Annotated in this window: 16 protein-coding genes and 1 tRNA gene; 8 read left to right on the top strand and 9 right to left on the bottom strand. The window is 68.9% G+C overall.

Annotation, left to right across the window (positions count from 1 at the left end; all coding sequences use genetic code 11):
- Positions 1 to 107 precede the first annotated feature (107 nt).
- From OG206_RS16870 to pknB, 4 genes are all read left to right on the top strand, one after another.
- Positions 108 to 1,595: a Stp1/IreP family PP2C-type Ser/Thr phosphatase gene (locus OG206_RS16870; protein ID WP_327116856.1), complete on the top strand. Its 1,488-nt coding sequence runs from the start codon at positions 108 to 110 to the stop codon at positions 1,593 to 1,595.
- 23 nt (positions 1,596 to 1,618) lie between these two features.
- The gene (locus tag OG206_RS16865) at positions 1,619 to 3,019 is read left to right on the top strand and encodes an FtsW/RodA/SpoVE family cell cycle protein (RefSeq protein WP_327116854.1); all 1,401 of its coding nucleotides are present in this window, start codon (positions 1,619 to 1,621) and stop codon (positions 3,017 to 3,019) included.
- Complete coding sequence (locus OG206_RS16860; protein WP_327116852.1) at positions 3,016 to 4,473, top strand: peptidoglycan D,D-transpeptidase FtsI family protein; 1,458 nt, start codon at positions 3,016 to 3,018, stop codon at positions 4,471 to 4,473. Before OG206_RS16865 ends, OG206_RS16860 begins: the two co-directional genes overlap by 4 nt.
- 168 nt (positions 4,474 to 4,641) lie before the next feature.
- Positions 4,642 to 6,624 (top strand): Stk1 family PASTA domain-containing Ser/Thr kinase, encoded by a 1,983-nt coding sequence (gene pknB, locus OG206_RS16855; RefSeq protein ID WP_327116850.1) that lies wholly within the window; start codon positions 4,642 to 4,644, stop codon positions 6,622 to 6,624.
- A gap of 109 nt (positions 6,625 to 6,733) precedes the next feature.
- Here the strand turns inward: pknB and OG206_RS16850 are convergent, their stop codons facing one another.
- The 5 genes from OG206_RS16850 to OG206_RS16830 all read right to left on the bottom strand — a co-directional run bounded on the left by OG206_RS16850 (position 6,734) and on the right by OG206_RS16830 (position 10,628).
- Positions 6,734 to 7,462, bottom strand: a complete 729-nt coding sequence (locus OG206_RS16850; protein WP_327116848.1) for a class E sortase — start codon at positions 7,460 to 7,462, stop codon at positions 6,734 to 6,736.
- Positions 7,463 to 7,498: 36 nt separating this feature from the next.
- Positions 7,499 to 8,866: a class E sortase gene (locus OG206_RS16845; protein WP_327116846.1), complete on the bottom strand. Its 1,368-nt coding sequence runs from the start codon at positions 8,864 to 8,866 to the stop codon at positions 7,499 to 7,501.
- Positions 8,863 to 9,501, bottom strand: coding sequence for an aminodeoxychorismate/anthranilate synthase component II (locus tag OG206_RS16840; protein WP_327116844.1), 639 nt, complete (start codon positions 9,499 to 9,501; stop codon positions 8,863 to 8,865). The genes OG206_RS16845 and OG206_RS16840 overlap by 4 nt, the downstream gene beginning before the upstream one ends.
- The gene (locus tag OG206_RS16835; RefSeq protein WP_327116842.1) at positions 9,498 to 9,686 is read right to left on the bottom strand and encodes a hypothetical protein; all 189 of its coding nucleotides are present in this window, start codon (positions 9,684 to 9,686) and stop codon (positions 9,498 to 9,500) included. Before OG206_RS16835 ends, OG206_RS16840 begins: the two co-directional genes overlap by 4 nt.
- Positions 9,687 to 9,860: 174 nt before the next feature.
- On the bottom strand, positions 9,861 to 10,628 hold the full coding sequence (locus OG206_RS16830) for a DUF881 domain-containing protein (protein ID WP_327116840.1): 768 nt from the start codon (positions 10,626 to 10,628) through the stop codon (positions 9,861 to 9,863).
- 136 nt (positions 10,629 to 10,764) lie between these two features.
- Between OG206_RS16830 and crgA the strand changes: the two genes are divergently transcribed.
- Positions 10,765 to 11,019, top strand: a complete 255-nt coding sequence (gene crgA / locus OG206_RS16825; RefSeq protein WP_327116838.1) for a cell division protein CrgA — start codon at positions 10,765 to 10,767, stop codon at positions 11,017 to 11,019.
- Positions 11,020 to 11,261: 242 nt separating this feature from the next.
- Here the strand turns inward: crgA and OG206_RS16820 are convergent, their stop codons facing one another.
- Together OG206_RS16820 and OG206_RS16815 are read right to left on the bottom strand one after the other, a co-directional pair.
- Positions 11,262 to 12,167, bottom strand: a complete 906-nt coding sequence (locus OG206_RS16820; RefSeq protein ID WP_327116836.1) for a rhomboid family intramembrane serine protease — start codon at positions 12,165 to 12,167, stop codon at positions 11,262 to 11,264.
- A 156-nt stretch (positions 12,168 to 12,323) separates the two neighbouring features.
- Complete coding sequence (locus tag OG206_RS16815; protein WP_327116834.1) at positions 12,324 to 12,851, bottom strand: peptidylprolyl isomerase; 528 nt, start codon at positions 12,849 to 12,851, stop codon at positions 12,324 to 12,326.
- Between the two features lie 344 nt (positions 12,852 to 13,195).
- On the opposite strand from OG206_RS16815, the gene OG206_RS16810 reads away from it, so the two are divergent.
- Positions 13,196 to 13,915 (top strand): DUF5324 family protein, encoded by a 720-nt coding sequence (locus OG206_RS16810; protein ID WP_327116832.1) that lies wholly within the window; start codon positions 13,196 to 13,198, stop codon positions 13,913 to 13,915.
- Between the two features lie 221 nt (positions 13,916 to 14,136).
- On the opposite strand, the gene OG206_RS16805 is transcribed toward OG206_RS16810, so the two are convergent.
- Positions 14,137 to 14,209: transfer RNA gene (locus tag OG206_RS16805), tRNA-Ala, on the bottom strand.
- Positions 14,210 to 14,379: 170 nt separating this feature from the next.
- On the opposite strand from OG206_RS16805, the gene OG206_RS16800 reads away from it, so the two are divergent.
- On the top strand, positions 14,380 to 14,928 hold the full coding sequence (locus OG206_RS16800) for a helix-turn-helix domain-containing protein (protein WP_327116830.1): 549 nt from the start codon (positions 14,380 to 14,382) through the stop codon (positions 14,926 to 14,928).
- A 116-nt stretch (positions 14,929 to 15,044) separates the two neighbouring features.
- Entirely contained in the window at positions 15,045 to 16,382 is a 1,338-nt protein-coding gene (locus tag OG206_RS16795) for a serine/threonine protein kinase (protein WP_327116828.1), read from the top strand.
- A gap of 4 nt (positions 16,383 to 16,386) precedes the next feature.
- On the opposite strand, the gene OG206_RS16790 is transcribed toward OG206_RS16795, so the two are convergent.
- Positions 16,387 to 17,715, bottom strand: a complete 1,329-nt coding sequence (locus tag OG206_RS16790; protein WP_327116826.1) for a hypothetical protein — start codon at positions 17,713 to 17,715, stop codon at positions 16,387 to 16,389.
- Between the last annotated feature and the right edge of the window lie 332 nt (positions 17,716 to 18,047).

Here is an 18,047-nt window from a genome sequence, read left to right as displayed (position 1 = left end):
GAGCGAGCCGCTGCGGTCCTGACGATGGACCCGGCCCGGCTCCCGACCGGAGGGTGGGCAGTGTGGCTCGAGACCGGCTGTACCCCGAACCGACGGGCGAGGTGCGCATGAGCTTGTCCCTGCGCTTCGCCGCCGGATCGCACAAGGGCATGATCCGGGAAGGCAACGAGGACTCCGGTTACGCCGGCCCCCGTCTTCTCGCGATCGCCGACGGCATGGGCGGCCAGGCGGCCGGCGAGGTCGCCAGCTCCGAGGTGATCTCCACGCTCGTCCAGCTCGACGACGACGTGCCCGGCTCCGACATCCTCACGTCACTCGGTACGGCGGTGCAGCGGGCCAACGACCAGCTGCGCGTCATGGTCGAGGAGGACCCTCAGCTGGAGGGCATGGGCACGACGCTCACCGCCCTGCTCTGGACCGGTCAGCGTCTGGGCCTCGTGCACGTCGGCGACTCCCGTGCGTACCTCCTGCGCGACGGTGTCCTGACGCAGATCACCCAGGACCACACCTGGGTGCAGCGTCTCGTCGACGAGGGCCGGATCACCGAGGAAGAGGCCACCACCCACCCGCAGCGCTCCCTGCTGATGCGGGCCCTGGGCAGCGGCGACCACGTCGAGCCCGACCTCTCCGTCCGCGAGGTCCGCGCCGGCGACCGCTATCTGATCTGCTCGGACGGACTCTCCGGCGTCGTCTCGCACCAGACGATGGAAGAGACCCTGGCCAGCTACCAGGGCCCGCAGGAGACCATCCAGGACCTCATCCAGCTCGCGCTGCGCGGCGGCGGACCCGACAACATCACCTGCATCGTCGCGGACGTCTTCGACGTCGACGGCAACGACACTCTGGCCGGGCAGCTCAACGACACCCCGGTCATCGTCGGCGCGGTAGCCGAGAACCAGGCCGCACAGGCGAACGACGGCCGGGCCATGGAGACGCCGGCGGGACGCGCGGCCGGCCTCGGCCGCACCGTGCCGCCCCCCGCCGGAGGCTTCGGTCCTCCCGGCAGCGGCGACGACATGGGCTACGGCCCGGGTCCGGACGACGCCTTCGACGCATACACCGACGACGACTTCGTAAAACCCCGCGGTGGCCGCAGGTGGCTGAAGCGGTCGTTCTACATCGTGCTCGCGCTGGCCGTCATCGGCGGGGGCGTGTACGGCGGCTACCGCTGGACCCAGACACAGTTCTACGTAGGCGCGCAGGACGACAACGTCGCCCTGTACCGCGGCATCAGCCAGGATCTTGCCTGGGTCTCTCTTTCGAAGGTCGAGGAGAACACCCAGATCGAACTGAAGTACCTCCCGCCCTACCAGCGCAAGCAGGTCGAGGCGACGATCGCCGAGGGCAGCCTGCCCGATGCGCGCAAAAAGGTCAGCGAACTCGAAGCCCAGGCCTCCGCCTGCAAGAAGGACGCGCAGCGCCGCGCGGCCGAGGCGGACACCAATGCCGCCAAGGACAAGGACGCGGCCAAGACCACCGACAGCACTTCCGCCAAGGCCCCCGCCAAGGGGACCAAGCCGACCGCTACTCCCACTCCAGGCCCCAGCCTCTCGGAGGAAGAGAAGAAGCTGGTCCCGCAGTGCGGTAAGCAGTAAAGCCGTAGGGGGCCTTCAGCACCATGAGCGTTGTCACCAACACCACCACCATCGGCGCGATCGACGCGCCGAGCCGCCGCAACACCGAGCTGGCACTGGTCGCGTTCGCCGTCTTGATCTCGGTGTTCGCGTACGCCAACGTGGGCCTTGCCATCAACGGCGAGCTGCCCGCCGGCATGCTCGGGTACGGGCTCGGCCTCGCCCTGCTCGGTGGCGTCGCGCACATCGCCGTCCGCAGATTCGCGCCGTACGCGGACCCGCTGCTGCTCCCGCTGGCGACTCTGCTGAACGGTCTCGGCCTGGCCATCATCTGGCGGCTGGACCAGTCGGAGCGGTTCCAGCAGACGCCGAACTTCGTCGCGGCCGCCTCCAAGCAGTTGCTGTTCTCGGCCGCCGGTGTGGCCCTGCTGGTCGTCGTCCTGCTGGCCCTCAAGGACCACCGCATCCTGCAGCGCTACACCTACATCTCGATGCTGGTGGCGCTCTTCCTGCTGGTTCTTCCGATGTTCTTCCCCGCGGTGAACGGCGCCAAGATCTGGATCAAGATCCCCGGCGTCGGCACGATCCAGCCGGGAGAGTTCGCGAAGATCATCATCGCGGTCTTCTTCGCCGGCTATCTCATGGTCAAGCGTGACGCACTGGCCCTGGCCAGCCGGCGCTTCATGGGGCTCTACCTGCCCCGCGGCCGCGACCTGGGCCCGATCCTCATGGTCTGGGCCTTCTCGATCCTGATCCTGGTCTTCGAGACCGACCTCGGCTCCTCGTTGCTGTTCTTCGGCATGTTCATCGTCATGCTCTACGTCGCCACCGAGCGCACCAGCTGGATCGTGTTCGGTCTGCTGATGTCGGGGGCGGGTGCCGTGGGTGTGGCGATGTTCGAGCCGCACGTCCAGCAGCGTGTGACCGCGTGGCTCGACCCGTTCGCGGGCTGGGGCAAGCTGGCAGCGAGCGAGCAGATGGCGAAGTCGCTGATGGCGTTCGGATCCGGGGGAACCCTCGGCACCGGCCTCGGCCAGGGCAACTCCGACCTGATCGGCTTCGCGGCCAACTCCGACTTCATCCTCGCCACCGTCGGCGAGGAGCTCGGCCTCGCCGGAATGATGGGCGTCCTGCTCGTCTACGGTCTCGTCGTCGAGCGCGGTGTCCGCACGGCGCTCGCCGCCCGCGACCCCTTCGGCAAGCTCCTGGCCATCGGCCTGTCGGGCTCCTTCGCCATCCAGGTCTTCGTCGTCGCCGGCGGTGTCATGGGACTCATCCCCCTGACCGGTATGACGATGCCGTTCCTCGCGGCCGGCGGTTCGTCCGTCATCGCCAACTGGGCGCTCATCGGCATCCTGATCAGAATCAGCGACACCGCCCGCCGGCCCGCCCCTGCACCCGCACCGTCCCCGGACGCCGAAATGACCCAGGTGGTCCGACCGTGAACAAGCCGCTCCGCAGGATCGCGATCTTCTGCGGCGTCCTCGTGCTCGCCCTGCTCGTCCGCACGAACTACATCCAGTACGTCCGTGCCGACGAGCTCAACTCGAACGAGCACAACCGCCGTGTCCAGATCGAGCGCTACGCCCACGAGCGCGGCAACATCATCGTCGACGGCGAACCCGTCACGGGCTCGGTCGAGACCAAGGACAGCGACTTCAAGTACAAGCGGGTGTGGAAGAACGGTCCCATGTGGGCTCCCGTCACCGGCTACTCGTCGCAGGCCTTCGACTCCTCGCAGCTGGAGAACCTCGAGGACGGCATCCTCACCGGCAGCAGCGACCAGTTGTTCTTCGACCGCACGCTGTCGATGTTCACCGGCGAGAAGAAGACCGGCGGGAACATCGTCACCACCCTCGACGGCGCCGCCCAGAAGGCAGCCTTCAAGGGCCTCGGCGACAAGAAGGGGGCCGTCGCCGCACTGGACCCGCAGACCGGGGCCATCCTGGCGCTCGCCAGCACGCCTTCGTACGACCCCTCGGTCTTCGCGGGCAACTCGTTCAAGGACTCGGACGCCCGGCAGAAGCTCCTGAACGACAAGGACAAGCCGATGCTGAACCGGGCCCTGCGGGAGACCTACCCGCCCGGCTCGACGTTCAAGGTCGTCACCGCGTCCGCGGCGCTCGAGAACGGCCTCTACACCGACATCGACGCGAAGACGGACTCCCCGCTGCCCTGGCGCCTCCCGCAGTCCACCAACCTGCTGCAGAACGAGGGCAGCATCCCCTGCAAGGACGCCTCGCTCCGGGAAGCGCTCCGGTATTCCTGCAACACCGTCTTCGGCAAGATGAGCCACGACCTCGGCAACGAGAAGATGATCGAGCAGGCCGACAAGTTCGGCTTCAACAAAGAGGTCTTCACCCCGGTCCGCGCCGACGCCAGCATCTACCCGAAGGACAACCAGCCGCAGAACGCCATGGCGGGCATCGGCCAGGCGTCCAACCGCGCGACCCCGCTGCAGATGGCCATGGTGGCGTCCGCGATCGCCAACGACGGCAAGCTCATGCAGCCGTACATGGTCGCCCAGCGGCAGGCCCCCAACCTGGACGTCATCTACACGCACGAGAAGGAGCAGCTCAGCCAGCCCCTCTCGGCGGAGAACGCCCAGAAGGTGCAGCAGATGATGGAGACCGTGGTCAAGACCGGCACGGGAACCAATGCCCAGATCGACGGCGTCACCGTCGGTGGCAAGACCGGCACCGCCCAGCACGGCCTCAACAACAGTGAGAAGCCGTACGCGTGGTTCATCTCGTACGCCAAGACCGACAGCGGCTCCCCGGTCGCCGTTGCCGTGGTCGTCGAGGACGGCAACGCCAACCGGGACGACATCTCCGGTGGCGGTCTGGCCGCGCCCATCGCCAAGAGCGTGATGCAGGCGGTACTCGACGGAAAGAAGTGACACCTGTCACAACTTCTGTCCACACCCGCACATTGGCATACCGGTCGGATATCAGCTGAAGGATGCGGGCCGATCACACCGGGCGGGCCCGGTAGCGTTAGCGCGAACAGCGCACCGCCGGACCACACACGGGTGCGGTCAGGACTGACGGAGAGGGCTGGATCAGTTATGGAAGAGCCGCGTCGCCTCGGCGGCCGGTACGAGCTGGGCTCGGTGCTCGGCCGTGGTGGCATGGCTGAGGTCTACCTCGCCCACGACACCCGGCTCGGCCGCACCGTCGCTGTGAAGACGCTGCGGGCCGATCTCGCCCGTGACCCGTCCTTCCAGGCACGGTTCCGCCGTGAAGCCCAGTCCGCCGCCTCGCTCAACCACCCCGCGATCGTCGCCGTCTACGACACGGGCGAGGACTACGTCGACGGCGTGTCCATCCCGTACATCGTGATGGAGTACGTCGACGGGTCGACGCTCAGGGAGCTCCTGCACTCCGGCCGCAAGCTGCTGCCCGAGCGGACCCTCGAGATGACGGTCGGGATCCTCCAGGCCCTGGAGTACTCGCACCGCGCCCAGATCGTGCACCGCGACATCAAGCCGGCGAACGTCATGCTGACGCGCACCGGCCAGGTCAAGGTCATGGACTTCGGCATCGCCCGCGCCATGGGTGACTCCGGCATGACCATGACCCAGACCGCCGCCGTCATCGGCACCGCCCAGTACCTCTCCCCGGAGCAGGCCAAGGGCGAGCAGGTCGACGCCCGTTCCGACCTTTACTCCACCGGCTGCCTGCTCTACGAGCTGCTCGCGGTCCGGCCTCCGTTCGTCGGTGACTCGCCCGTAGCGGTCGCCTACCAGCACGTACGCGAAGAGCCGCAGCCCCCCAGCAACTTCGATCCCGAGATCACGCCCGAGATGGACGCGATCGTCCTGAAGGCGCTGACCAAGGACCCCGACTACCGCTACCAGTCGGCCGACGAGATGCGCGCCGACATCGAGGCCTGCCTCGACGGTCAGCCGGTCGCGGCCACGGCCGCCATGGGCGCCGCGGGCTACGGGGGCTACAACGCCTACAACAGCGACCAGCCCACCACCGCTCTGCGAGCGGCGGACTCGAGCGGTGCCCAGACGTCCATGCTGCCCCCGGTCAGCCCGGACGACGGCGGCTACGGCTACGACGACCGCCCGGACCGCCGTCGGCAGAAGAAGAGCAACACCTCGACGATCCTCCTGGTCGTCGCCGGCATCCTGGTGCTCATCGGCGCGATCCTGATCGGCCGGGCGGTCTTCACCGACAGCGAAGGCAGCGGCGGCAAGATCGACGTCCCGAACATGGTCGGGTCGACGGTCGAGGATGCGCAGAGACTCGCGGACAACGCCGAGGTCGTCCTGAAGGTCGGCGCCAAGGAACCCTGCGCGACCCAGGAGAAGGACCAGATCTGCAGCCAGACCCCCTCGGCGGACGAGCAGATGAGCACGGGCGAGACGGTCACGGTGGTCGTCTCCACCGGTGCGCCGAAGGTCGAGGTTCCGGACGTCCTGGACGACAGCGAGGAGGACGCCCGTAAGGCCCTGGAGGACAAGGGCTTCACGGTGAACGTCAAGACGGCCGAGTCCGACAAGACCCCGGACACGGTCATCTCGCAGAACCCCGAGGGCGGCTCGAAGGCCGAGAAGGACTCCGAGGTCACGATCACGGTGGCCAAGAAGACGACTCAGAACGTGCCCGGAGTGGTCGGCAGGTCGTTCGAGGAGGCCGAGGCCCAGTTGAAGGGGGTCGGGTTCGACAACGTGTCCCGGACCGATGTCGACTCGGATCAGCCCGCCGGCACGGTCATCGAGCAGACCCCGCCCGCGAACAGCAAGCAGGCCAAGGACGTGCAGATCGTCCTCAAGGTCTCCAAGGGCCCGCCTCAGCCCGAGCAGGTGACCATCCCGGGTGACCTCCAGGGCAAGCGGTTCCAGGAGGCGAAGGCCGCACTCGAAGGCCTGGGGCTGGTGGTCGCGCTGGCCCCCAACTCGCCCGACAAGCCGAACGCCATCGTGATGCAGTCCGCCCCCGGCCCCAACACCCCGGTGGCAAAGGGGAGCACCGTCACACTCACCACCATCGGGGGCGGCGGCGACGGAAACATCTTCGGCGGTCCCTCGGGACGGTAGCGCCGGCCACGTAACGCGTACGCACAGCGACAGGGCCCCGGGTCACCTCGAAGGTGACCCGGGGCCCTGTCGCCGTTCCGGACGGATTCACGGCCTGTCCGACCGGGGGCTACCGCAGCTCCGCCGGCTTCGTGCGGTCCCTGTCGACCTTCTCGGTGCGCACCAGCTCGCCCCACACGATGTAGCGGTAGTTCGACGTGTACACGGGGGTGCACGTCGTCAATGTGATGTAGCGGCCGGGCTTCTTCACGCCCGACTCCTTGGGGACGGCGGCGATCGCGTCGATGTTGAACTTCGAGGTCTCGGGCAGCTTCGCGTAGACCTTGTAGACGTACCACGTGTCCCTGGTCTCGAAGACGACGGCGTCGCCCTTCTTCACCTTGTCGATGTTGTGGAACTTGGCGCCGTGTCCGTCCCGGTGCGCCGCGAGGGCGAAGTTGCCCGTCCGGTCGGAGGGCAGGGCCGACTTCACGGGGTCCGTGTAGTAGCCGGCCACGCCGCTGTTCAGCCTCGTGGTGCCGGTGCCCTTCCCGACCAGCACCTCACCGTTCCTCATGGCGGGCACATGGAGGAAGCCGATGCCGTCCCTCGTGTCCAGGGCCCCCGGTCCCCCCGCCCAGCGGTCACGGACGGTGTTGCCCTGCTTGTCGGCCTCGCGGTCGGCGAGGACATTGGTCCACCACAGCGAGTAGACGACGAACAGTCCGAGCACCAGGCCGGCGGTGATCAGCAGTTCGCCGAAGAGACTCACCACCGCGGCGACGGGATGGCGGCCGTCGCGTGGCGCCGGCGGAGGTGGCACGTCGACACGCTCGTCCTGCTCGGTCCCAGCTGCCACCGCACCCGCCCCTGTCGTGATGTCGTCCAGCCCGCTTCAGCCGACGAGCGCGTCGGGCTTCCCCTTGCTCCGCGGGCGTTCGTCGACCATCTTGCCCCACACGATCATTCGGTACGTACTCGTGAATTCCGGCGTACAGGTCGTCAGTGTGATGTACCTGCCGGGGCCGGTGAATCCGGAACCCGGGGGGACTTCGTCGATCACCGCCACGTTCGAAGGCGACGTCTGCGGAAGGATGCTGGTCATCTCGTACGTGTAGTAGGCGTCCTGGGTCTCGACCACGATCGGGTCACCGGGCTTCAGCTTGTTGATGTAGCGGAACGGTTCGCCGTGGGTGTTGCGGTGACCCGCCACCGCGAAGTTGCCCTGCTGCGCCGACGGCATCGCGGTCTTCAGCTTGCCCTCGCCGTAGTGACCGACCATGCCCCGGTCGAGGACCTTCTCCTTGCTGATGCCCTCGGCGATCGGCGCGACGACGTCCAGCTTCGGGATGTGCATGATGGCGAAACCCTGGCCCGGTTCGAAGGCGCCCGGACTGCGCTCACCGCTCGCCCAATCGTCCTGGATCTTGTGCGTCTCCCGGCCGGCGATCTGGTCGGCACGGACGTTGGTCCACCACAGCTGGTAGGTGACGAACAGGAGCATCAGCACACCGAAGGTGATGAAGACTTCCCCGACGACCCTGCTCGCCACCACGGCGGGGCTCTCCTTGGCCGCACGGGCCGCGCGACGAGCCTCCACCCGTGACATCGGGGCTCCGGACTCCACCGTCCCCGATCCCGCAGTCGGTTCGGATTCCGGCCGCCGCCGTCCGCGCCCCTTGGCCGCCCGGCGGCGCTCGGCCCGGCCACCGGTGGCCGTCGTTTCGGCCGCGAGGGCCGTGGAGTCCGTCGCGGCCGGGCCCGTCGCGCGCTGGGTGTCGGCCGTCCGCAGGGCTATCGTCTCGTCGCCGACGGCCGACCGTGCCTGGGGCGGGACCGCAACGCGCCCCAGGGCAGGGCTCCGTGGCGGCGGCGGCTCTACGGGCTCCTGGGCGGAGGCGGGCACGGGTTCGGCCACCGTGGTCACGAGTCCGGGCAGCACGACGGTCCCTTCGGCGGGGCCTGACGTGGGCCCCGTGCCTGGCCGCTGCTGCCCGTACCAGTCCCTCTGGTAGCCCTCGGGGTCGTACCACTCGCCCGGGGTCTCCGCGGGCGCCTGGGACGCCGTCCTGGGCTTCCCGGGCGGCTCCTCGCCGACCGCTGCGGTCTCCGGCTGGTTCCAGGAGGAGGCGTGCTGACCCGGCAAGGGGTCGTTCAGCGGGTCGGCGAGCTGTTCCACCGCCGCCTCGAACGTGCCGTCGGGCTCGTACGCTCCCTGCGCGTACGAGCCTTCCTGCCCGGAGTCGGGGCGGAATGAGGTCACGCCGCGACCTTGCCCACCACCGGGGCGAGCCCCACCGATCTCGCCACTGCCCCCACGTCGCCGCACTGCTCCAGCCAGTTGGCGAGCATCAGGTGCCCGTGCTCCGTGAGCACCGACTCGGGGTGGAACTGCACACCCTCCACGGGCTGTTCACGGTGGCGCAGCCCCATGATGATGCCGTCGACGGTGCGCGCGGTGACCTCCAGCTCGGGCGGGATCGTCGCGGGCTCGGCGGCCAGCGAGTGGTAGCGCGTGGCGGTGAAGGGGGACGGCAGACCGGCGAACACCCCCTTGCCCTCGTGCAGCACGGGAGAGGTCTTGCCGTGCAGCAGCTCCGGCGCCCGGTCCACGACGCCGCCGTAGGCGACGGCCATCGACTGCATACCCAGGCAGACACCGAAGACCGGGACACCGCTCCGCGCACAGTGATGCACCATCTCGATGCAGACACCGGCTTCTTCGGGCGTGCCGGGGCCAGGGGAGAGCAGGACCCCGTCGAACCCGTCGTCGGCGTGCGCCGTGGTCACCTGGTCGTTGCGGACGACTTCGCATTCCGCGCCGAGCTGGTAGAGGTACTGGACGAGGTTGAAGACGAAGCTGTCGTAGTTGTCGACGACGAGAATGCGTGCGCTCACTGACCGGTCCCCGCTCCGCCCGTGCCTTCGCCGTCCACCGTCACGTCACCGAACGGGAGCAGCGGCTCCGCCCAGGGGAAGACGTACTGGAAGAGCGCGTAGACAACCGCCAGCGCCAGCACGAGCGAGATGAAGCCCCGTACCCATGCGTTGCCCGGCAGATGCCGCCAGATCCAGCCGTACATGCTGTTGCCTCCGTTCGGTACGGCACCAGACTAAACGGCGCGGGCTCAGGCGTGGGTCAGCTGTGGAAAGCCGCCGGGGCGGGTCCGTCACAAGGCCGTCGTACGGGTCCGGTACCGGCGCGTCGTACGGGGTGCCGGCGCGGCACCGTCCCGGCCGGACGGCCCCGGACCGCCCTACCGAACAGGCTGTGCGTAATGAAGGTCGACGGTGCCCGCGTAGCCGGGGAGCGTCAGCCTGTCGCTCTCCTCGACCTTCCATCCCAGCCCGTACGCCTTCACGTACAGCTGGTAGTTCTGGATCGCCGTGGAGTCGTCGAGCGCCTGCCTGAGCTTCCCCCGGTCACCGACGGCGGTGACCTTGTACGGGGGCGAGTAGACCCGGCCCTGCAGGATCAGCGTGTTGCCGACGCAGCGCACCGCGCTCGTGGAGATCAGGCGCTGGTCCATCACCCGGATCCCCTTCGCCCCGCCCTGCCAGAGCGCGTTGACCACGGCCTGGAGGTCCTGCTGGTGGATGACCAGGTCGTTCGGCTGCGGATCGGGGTATCCCGGGTTTGCCGTGGCGTTCGGCGGCGCGTCGTTCAGCGTGACCGAAAGCGCCTCCCCGGTGACCGCCGTGGTGCCCGCGGCCTTCTCCAGGGCGTCCAGCTCGGCATCCTCGGCGCGGGTGCTCCCGTCGTCGCGCCGGGCCAGGCTGTCGATGTCCGCGCGGACCGATGCGGTCGATTCGTCCAGTTCCGCGTTCTTCTCACTGCGCTGCTGGATGAGATCCGAGAGTTTCAGCAGCGAGGAGTCGGTGCGGATGTCGGTCCCCTTGGCCGCGTTGGCGCTGGTGACGAAGATCAGTCCGGCCAGCGCGAAAACGGCAGCGGTGAGGCCCTGGACCGGCCGGCGGGAGATGCGTCGGGCCGGGCCTCGAGGAGAGTCGTCAGAATTGCTCAACGTACCCTTATCTCCTTAGGCGCCACGGAAGCACTACGCTAACGGACGCCCCGGGGAGGCAGCATTCCCCCTCGCGCCCCGGCGCCAGCCACAGATCCCTGCGCGGTCACGCAGCGCATCGACAGGAGAGTCCCTCGTGCCGAAGTCACGTATCCGCAAGAAGGCAGACTTCACGCCGCCGCCGGCGAAGCAGTCGACGAGCATAAAGCTGTCCAACCGCAGTTGGGTGGCGCCGGTGATGCTGGCGCTCTTCCTGGTCGGTCTGGCCTGGATCGTGCTCTTCTACGTCACCGAGGGCGACATGCCGCTCAGCGCGCTGGGCAACTGGAACATCGTGGTGGGCTTCGGCTTCATCGCCGGTGGCTTCGGTGTCTCCACACAGTGGAAGTAGCTCTGCCCTGAAGTTACCCACAGAGTTATCCACAGGCGGGGGAAAAGGTCAGACGATCTGTGGATAACTTCCCTCGCGGTTGACGCCGGTGTGACTACACACTTACGCATTGCGAGAGGGCGTGCCCCTTGTCCTGGCTGGGAGAACCCGGTCCAGCGACAAGGGGCACACCTGTTCCCCAGGTCGTGCACAAGACCGGCACGTTCTGTGGACAACCACACCCCTGGAGCGAAGAACTACGCTCAGGTGAGCGCGGCGGTCCTCGCCAGGACGACGGCCACGACGACGAACAGGACCAGTGCGCAGGCGCCGTACTGCACGAGATTCCGGCGCTCGCGCGGTGCGTGGATCATGGCGATCGCGATCAGGGCACCGGCGACCAGGCCGCCGACGTGCGCCTGCCAGGCGATCCGACCCCACGGGTTGAAGGTGAAGATCAGGTTCACCACGAGCAGCGCGATGACCGGACGCAGGTCGTAGTTCATCCGGCGCATGAGCACCGCCGTGGCGCCGAGGAGACCGAAGACCGCGCCGGATGCACCGAGCGACCCCTGTGCCGGGTCTGCGATCAGGTACGTGAGTGCGCCGCCCGCGAGTCCGGAGAGCACGTACAGCGCGAGGTACCGTGCACGGCCGAGTGCGGCCTCCAGCGGCCCCCCTAGCCACCAGAGCCCCAGCATGTTGAAGGCGATGTGCCACACCTCCACGTGCAGGAACATCGACGTCACCAGCCGGTACCACTGCCCCTCGGCCACACCCTCGGAACCGGCGGAGGGGTCGTCCGTGGTGGCACGGCCGAACAGCAGGAGATCGTCGAGGAACTCCGGCTTCGCCCAGACCACGACGAAGACGATGAGGTTGATGGCGATGAGGATCTTGGTGATCAGCCTGGGGTCGGCCGCGACGCTGCCACCGGCGAGGGTCCGCGGCCGGGCGGCGGCAGGGTGATGGCCGGACCCGGAGCCCTGGCGGACACAGTCCGGGCACTGGAATCCCACCGACGCACCGATCATGCAGTCCGTGCAGATCGGCCGTTCGCACCTGGCGCAGCGGATCCCGGTCTCCCGCTCCGGGTGGCGGTAACAGGTGGGAGCGCCACCCGCAGCCGCAGACCCGTCCTGGCCTTCCGGCGGCTGGTGCTTCTCCATCGGTCACAGCCCCTTCGGTCCTCGTCCGGGGAGGCGGCGCACATGCGGCCACCTGCTCGCCCGTTATGTAACAGTACGGACGAGCAGGACGGTAGGTTCCCGTGCGGGCAGGCCGTGCGCCGGGTCAGCGGCCCCGGCACGGCAGGGTGCGTGGGATCAGCGGGTCTCGACGACGACCGACTCGATCACCACGTCCTGGAGCGGCCGGTCGGTGCGCGGGTTGGTCGGAGCGGCCGCGATGGTGTCCACGACCTTCCTGCCGGCCTCGTCGGCGACCTCGCCGAAGATGGTGTGCTTGCCGGTCAGCCAGGCAGTGGGGGACACGGTGACGAAGAACTGCGATCCGTTGGTCCCCGGCCCCGCGTTGGCCATGGCCAGCAGGTACGGCTGGGTGAAGGCGAGATCGGGGTGGAACTCGTCGGGGAACTCGTAACCCGGCCCCCCCGTTCCGTTGCCCAGCGGGTCGCCGCCCTGGATCATGAAACCGCTGATGACGCGGTGGAAGACCGTTCCGTCGTACAACTTGTCCGTGGACTTCCTGCCGGTCTCCGGATCGGTCCACTCACGCTCACCCTTGGCGAGCTCGACGAAGTTCCTGACCGTCTTGGGCGCGTGGTTCGGCAGAAGCCGGATCGCGATGTCGCCGTGGTTGGTCTTCAAAGTGGCGTAAAGCTCCTCGGCCACGATCTGCCTTCCGTAAGTCCTCGCTGATGACCACCGATCCTCGCACGGCGAACCCCCTCCACACCCCGCTCACCGTCCTGCGACAGGGCCGCGCTCACCTTGTTGCCCCCTTCCCCCTCTCCGGCGCGTCCGGCGCACGAGGTGCGGCCAGGTGCCCGACGGTGCGAAGCGCGCCGACACGAACCGTGGCATCGTCGTCGACACGCTCCTCTTGCACCGCATTGCCCGAGAATGCCGACATGACCCGGATGCCCGTCCCGCATGGCGCTCCGTGCCTCAGCGGGCATGATTTCGAATTGGGTGGATAGGCGGAGTACCTACCCGCCACCAAGGAGGAGGATCCCGTGACCCGCATCGACAGCGTGCGCGCCGCAACCTACTCGGCGAAGGACAGCGCGCAGCACGCCGCGGAAGTGGTGGCGCCCTACGCCGACACGGCCAAGGAACAGGCCGCGCACTACGCCCAAGAGGCTCGCGCCCGGCTCGCGCCCAAGATGTCGAAGGCAGCCGCGCAGGCCCGCGTCCAGTACGGCGCGCACCTCGCACCTCGCATCGAACAGGCACTGACCTATGTGCCCCCCAAGGTCGACGAGGCCGCGCACAAGGCAGCTGTACGGACGCGCAGTGCGGCCCGGACAGCGGCGGACTACACCGTGCCCCGTGTCGAGTACGCCGTGGCGGCGAGCCGCCCCATGGCGGAGGAGGCCACCGCACGCAGTACGGCCGCGCTGGCCGCGCTGCGGGGCCAGGTCACGGCCAAGGAGATCCACAAGCTCGTCAGGAAGCACGAGCGGCGGGCCAAGGCCGGCCGGACGGCGAAGGGCTTCCTCGTGCTGGGCGTGCTGGCCGGCGGAGCCTTCGCCGCCTGGAAGTGGTGGGACAAGCAGGCCAATCCGGACTGGCTCGTCGAGCCGCCCGCCCCCACCGAGGTGGCTGACGACCGCGCTCCCCTGACCTCGGTCGACGGCAGCGGCACCTCGGTCCTCGACCCGGAGGTCCGCGTCAAGCAGGACGAAGCCGAGTCCGGACCGGAGCGTGCGGACGGCCGGGACGACAACCGCTGACCGACGGCGCCGACCCGGTACTCCGGGGAAACGACGCCTGCGAGGGGCGCCGGAAGACCTCACGGTCTCCGGCGCCCCTCGCCGTTTCACGTGAAACCGAATCGCCCGCCGCTTCCGCAGCTCGACGTACCTGACGGGCACGTGGGGCCACGACGGTGCCGGTCCACACAAGAGAGCCCGGTCGACCTGCGGAAACACAGGTCGACCGGGCTCTCCGAGTGTGGAGCCTAGGAGATTCGAACTCCTGACATCTGCCTTGCAAAGGCAGCGCTCTACCAACTGAGCTAAGGCCCCGAAAAGAGGACGCCACAGCACACATCCCTGCCGCGAGGTCCGTCGCAGAACAGAGTACCGGGTGACCCCCTGAATCTTGCAAAAGGATTGGGACTCCCGGTCTGGAACCGCTCTCCGTAAGATGCACGACGAGGTTCGCAGCAGCGAAGCCGCAGCGAAGGGGAGACGCAATGGACGCAGCGCAGCAAGAGGCCACGGCTAGAGCCAGAGAGCTCCAGCGCAGCTGGTACGGGGAGCCGCTGGGGGCGCTCTTCCGCAGGCTGATAGACGACCTGGGCCTGAATCAGGCCCGGCTCGCCGCGGTGCTCGGGCTGTCGGCCCCGATGCTCTCCCAGTTGATGAGCGGCCAGCGCGCCAAGATCGGCAACCCCGCCGTGGTCCAGCGGGTCCAGGCACTTCAGGAGCTGGCCGGCCAGGTGGCGGACGGCAGCGTCAGCGCGGGCGAGGCGACGGACCGGATGGAAGAGATCAAGAAGGCACAGGGCGGTTCCGTCCTCACCAACACCGGCCAGACCGCCACCACCGGCGGAGCTCCCACGGTGCGCCGCGTGGTCCGCGAGATCCAGTCACTGCTGCGGTCGGTCGCCGCGGCCGGAGACATCATCGACGCGGCCGACTCCCTCGCCCCCGCCCACCCGGAGCTGGCAGAGTTCCTCAGGGTGTACGGGGCCGGCCGGACCGCCGACGCGGTCGCGCACTACGAAGCCCACCAGAGCTAGGGCCCTTCGCCAAGAGCAGGCCCAGGGCCCGGAACTGCCACGGGAAAGCACAGCCCGTGGCAGTATCCCGACAGCCGGGGCACGAACCGATAGGGAACGGGAGCGGGCACAGCGCAATGGGTGAGGTCTTCGCCGGTCGGTACGAGCTTGTCGATCCGATCGGACGTGGCGGGGTCGGCGCCGTCTGGCGTGCGTGGGACCACAGACGCCGCCGTTACGTGGCGGCGAAGGTCCTTCAGCAGAGCGACGCGCACACGCTGCTGCGTTTCGTCCGCGAGCAGGCACTTCGGATCGAACATCCGCACGTCCTCGCGCCGGCCAGCTGGGCCGCCGACGACGACAAGGTCCTCTTCACGATGGACCTGGTCAGCGGCGGATCCCTCGCCCATGTCATCGGCGACTACGGCCCGTTGCCTCCTCGCTTCGTCTGCCTCCTCCTCGACCAGTTGCTGTCCGGACTGTCCACCGTGCACGCCGAGGGGGTCGTTCACCGGGACATCAAGCCGGCCAACATCCTCATGGAGGCCACCGGCACCGGGCGTCCGCATCTGCGGTTGTCCGACTTCGGCATCTCGATGCGCAAGGGCGAGCCACGGCTGACCGAGACCAACTACGTGGTCGGTACGCCGGGTTACTTCGCTCCCGAACAGATGATGGGCGCGGAACCGGACTTCCCGGCGGACCTGTTCGCCGTCGGCCTGGTCGCGCTCTACCTGCTGCAGGGACAGAAGCCCGACGCCCAGGCGCTGATCGAGTACTTCGCCGCCCACGGCACCCCCGGTGCCCCTCAGGGCGTGCCCGAGCCCCTGTGGCAGGTACTCGCCGGTCTGCTCCAGCCCGATCCGCATGCCCGCTTCCGCACGGCCACAGGGGCGCGCAAGGCGCTGACGGCAGCGGTGGAGATGCTGGCCGAGGCCGGTGCGGACGACGAACCGGTCGAAGTGTTCGACCAGATCGGTCCCCTGCCGGCGGGTTTCGGCCCTGACGGACCGGAAGCCCCCGCCGACGGTCCGCCGGGGCCCGCGCAGCCGGCCGTCGGCCGGGCGACGCCGCCGCAGCCCTCCGCACAGTCGTACGTGCCCGTGCAGGACAGCGGGCAGCAGGTGCCCCAGCCGTCTTCGATGTCGGAGACAGGCAGTTTCCACCTCGCGCCCCCACCGCAGCAGGTGCCCGTCCCGCAGCAGCCCCCGGCCTCTCCGTACGGGCCCTACGCGACCGACTCCGCACCCGACCTCTCGCAGGCGGCGACGGCAGCCGTGCCCTTCGGCGCGGCCCCTACCCGCTCCTACACGGCGCCGCACCCCCAGGCTCCCCATGCCTTCGTACCGCCCGTGGCCGCCCCGCACGCGGCTCCCGCGAGACGGCCGGGCCCTCCCCCGAAAGTGGCGATCCCGGTACTGCTGGTGGCCCTGATCTGCTTCGCGGTGGGCATCTGGGCGCTGACCCAGACCTGACCGGCTACCAGGCGGGGGGCTGCCCGCCCGCCTGCTCCCCTGCAGCGGCAGGCGTGGCGAGTGCCTCCCGGCGCCTGGCGAGGAGCGTCCACACCCCGAGTCCGAGCACGAGCGCGGCGCCTGTACCGATGCCACCCGCGGCCACTGTCTCCATGGTGGCGCTCCTGCCGGCGTCGGAAGCGCTCTGACCGCTCCTGGCCATGTCCCTGTCGTCGTCGCCGACCCCGAAGATTCCGGCGTCCCCCTGATAGGGCGACGGCTTGCTGTCGTTGACGACCTTGACCTTGAGCGTCAGCCCGATCGGGTCGTCGTCGTAGTACTCCGCGACCTTCGGGGAGAGCGTCACCGAGAGGTAGTACCAGCCGGCGAAACGCATGGCGCTGACGCCTGCCGCCGAGGCGTGGCGGTTCTCGTAGGCCACGGGCGGCAGAGGTTGCAGGGAGACGGAGTTGGGGGCTCCGGAGTACGACAGGGTCGCATCGTCCACATGGCCGTGTGCCGGGTTGTCCAGGGACACTGCCAGGGCGTTGCCGAGGAATTCGGTCGACCGGCTGCTGTTGCTCAGCGCGGCCGTGGCGAAGATCTGCTGTCCCCAGTCCACGGGCACCCGGTAGAAGCGGGTCTGCCCGGGAACGATGTCGTCCACCCATTCCCCGGACTCCAGACCGGTGGCGTCGGCGAAACCCGTGCCCCCGGAGCGTTTCTGGCTGCCCGCGGGCGGCACCGGTGAGGCGGAAGGCCAGTTCTCCGGCGCCTCGGTGGGCTGCGATCCGGCGTCCTTCACCGTCGGCTCGTTCTCGAAACGCAGCTCGAGGTCCCAGGCGGCAGTGGCGGACGTCGCCTTGCTCTCGCGCTCGATCAGCACGTTGTACGTGCCGCTCGCGGCGCAGGTGGTGCTGCCCTTCTGCACGGTCCTGTGGGCGTATGCGGCGATCGGCCGGGGGAACTCCGCCGGCCCGAAGTACGCGTCCTGCGAATCGCACCGGTTGTCGTCGAGATCCCTGATGCTGATCGTCATGCCGTCCCCATAGGCCACCTGCCCGGCCGTCTTCGGCACGACGACCGCGGACACGTAGGCGTCGGTGGCGTCGTCGAGCTCCAGGCGGTAGTAGAGCTTCTGGTCCTTATCGATGGAACTCCGGTAGACCGCACCGGACTTCAGTTCCACCGCCTCGGCGTTCGTCTCGGCGCCCCGGACCGATGTCGCCGCGGGATCGAAGGTGTAGTCGGCCGGGGGGTCCGCCGCGCGCGCCTGCCCCGGCAGCGCGACCACCGCGCACATCACCCCGACCGACGCCAGCGCCACCCGGCCCCTGTTGCGCTGCCTCTTCACGCGCTTCCCCTCGTCGTGTGCCTGCCTGCCCCGCGCCGGCGGCGTACGAAGGCGGGAGCGGCGAACGGAGTGATCACTGCGCCCGCGCCGGCGTCGGGCGCGATGCCCGTCCATCCTGCCCCGCCGGTACCACCGCTGTCTCCGGTCACCGCCCTGTCGCCGCCGCTGCCCGGCCTCCGATCGCCCCATGTCGACGAAGCCGGCACGACCCGCACGATTCATTGCATATGCAACCTCATGATTCGCTTGAGTGAATCGTGAATCCGCGAGCGCGACTGCGGTCATGCCGGCACAACAGCACCGCCCGGACAGCACAAAGCCCCGGCCGCTCG

This window comes from Streptomyces sp. NBC_01341 (assembly GCF_035946055.1).
In the GTDB taxonomy this organism is placed as follows: domain Bacteria; phylum Actinomycetota; class Actinomycetes; order Streptomycetales; family Streptomycetaceae; genus Streptomyces.
The sequence above is the reverse complement of the archived record's forward strand: the minus strand, read 5'-3'. Positions and strand labels throughout refer to the sequence as shown.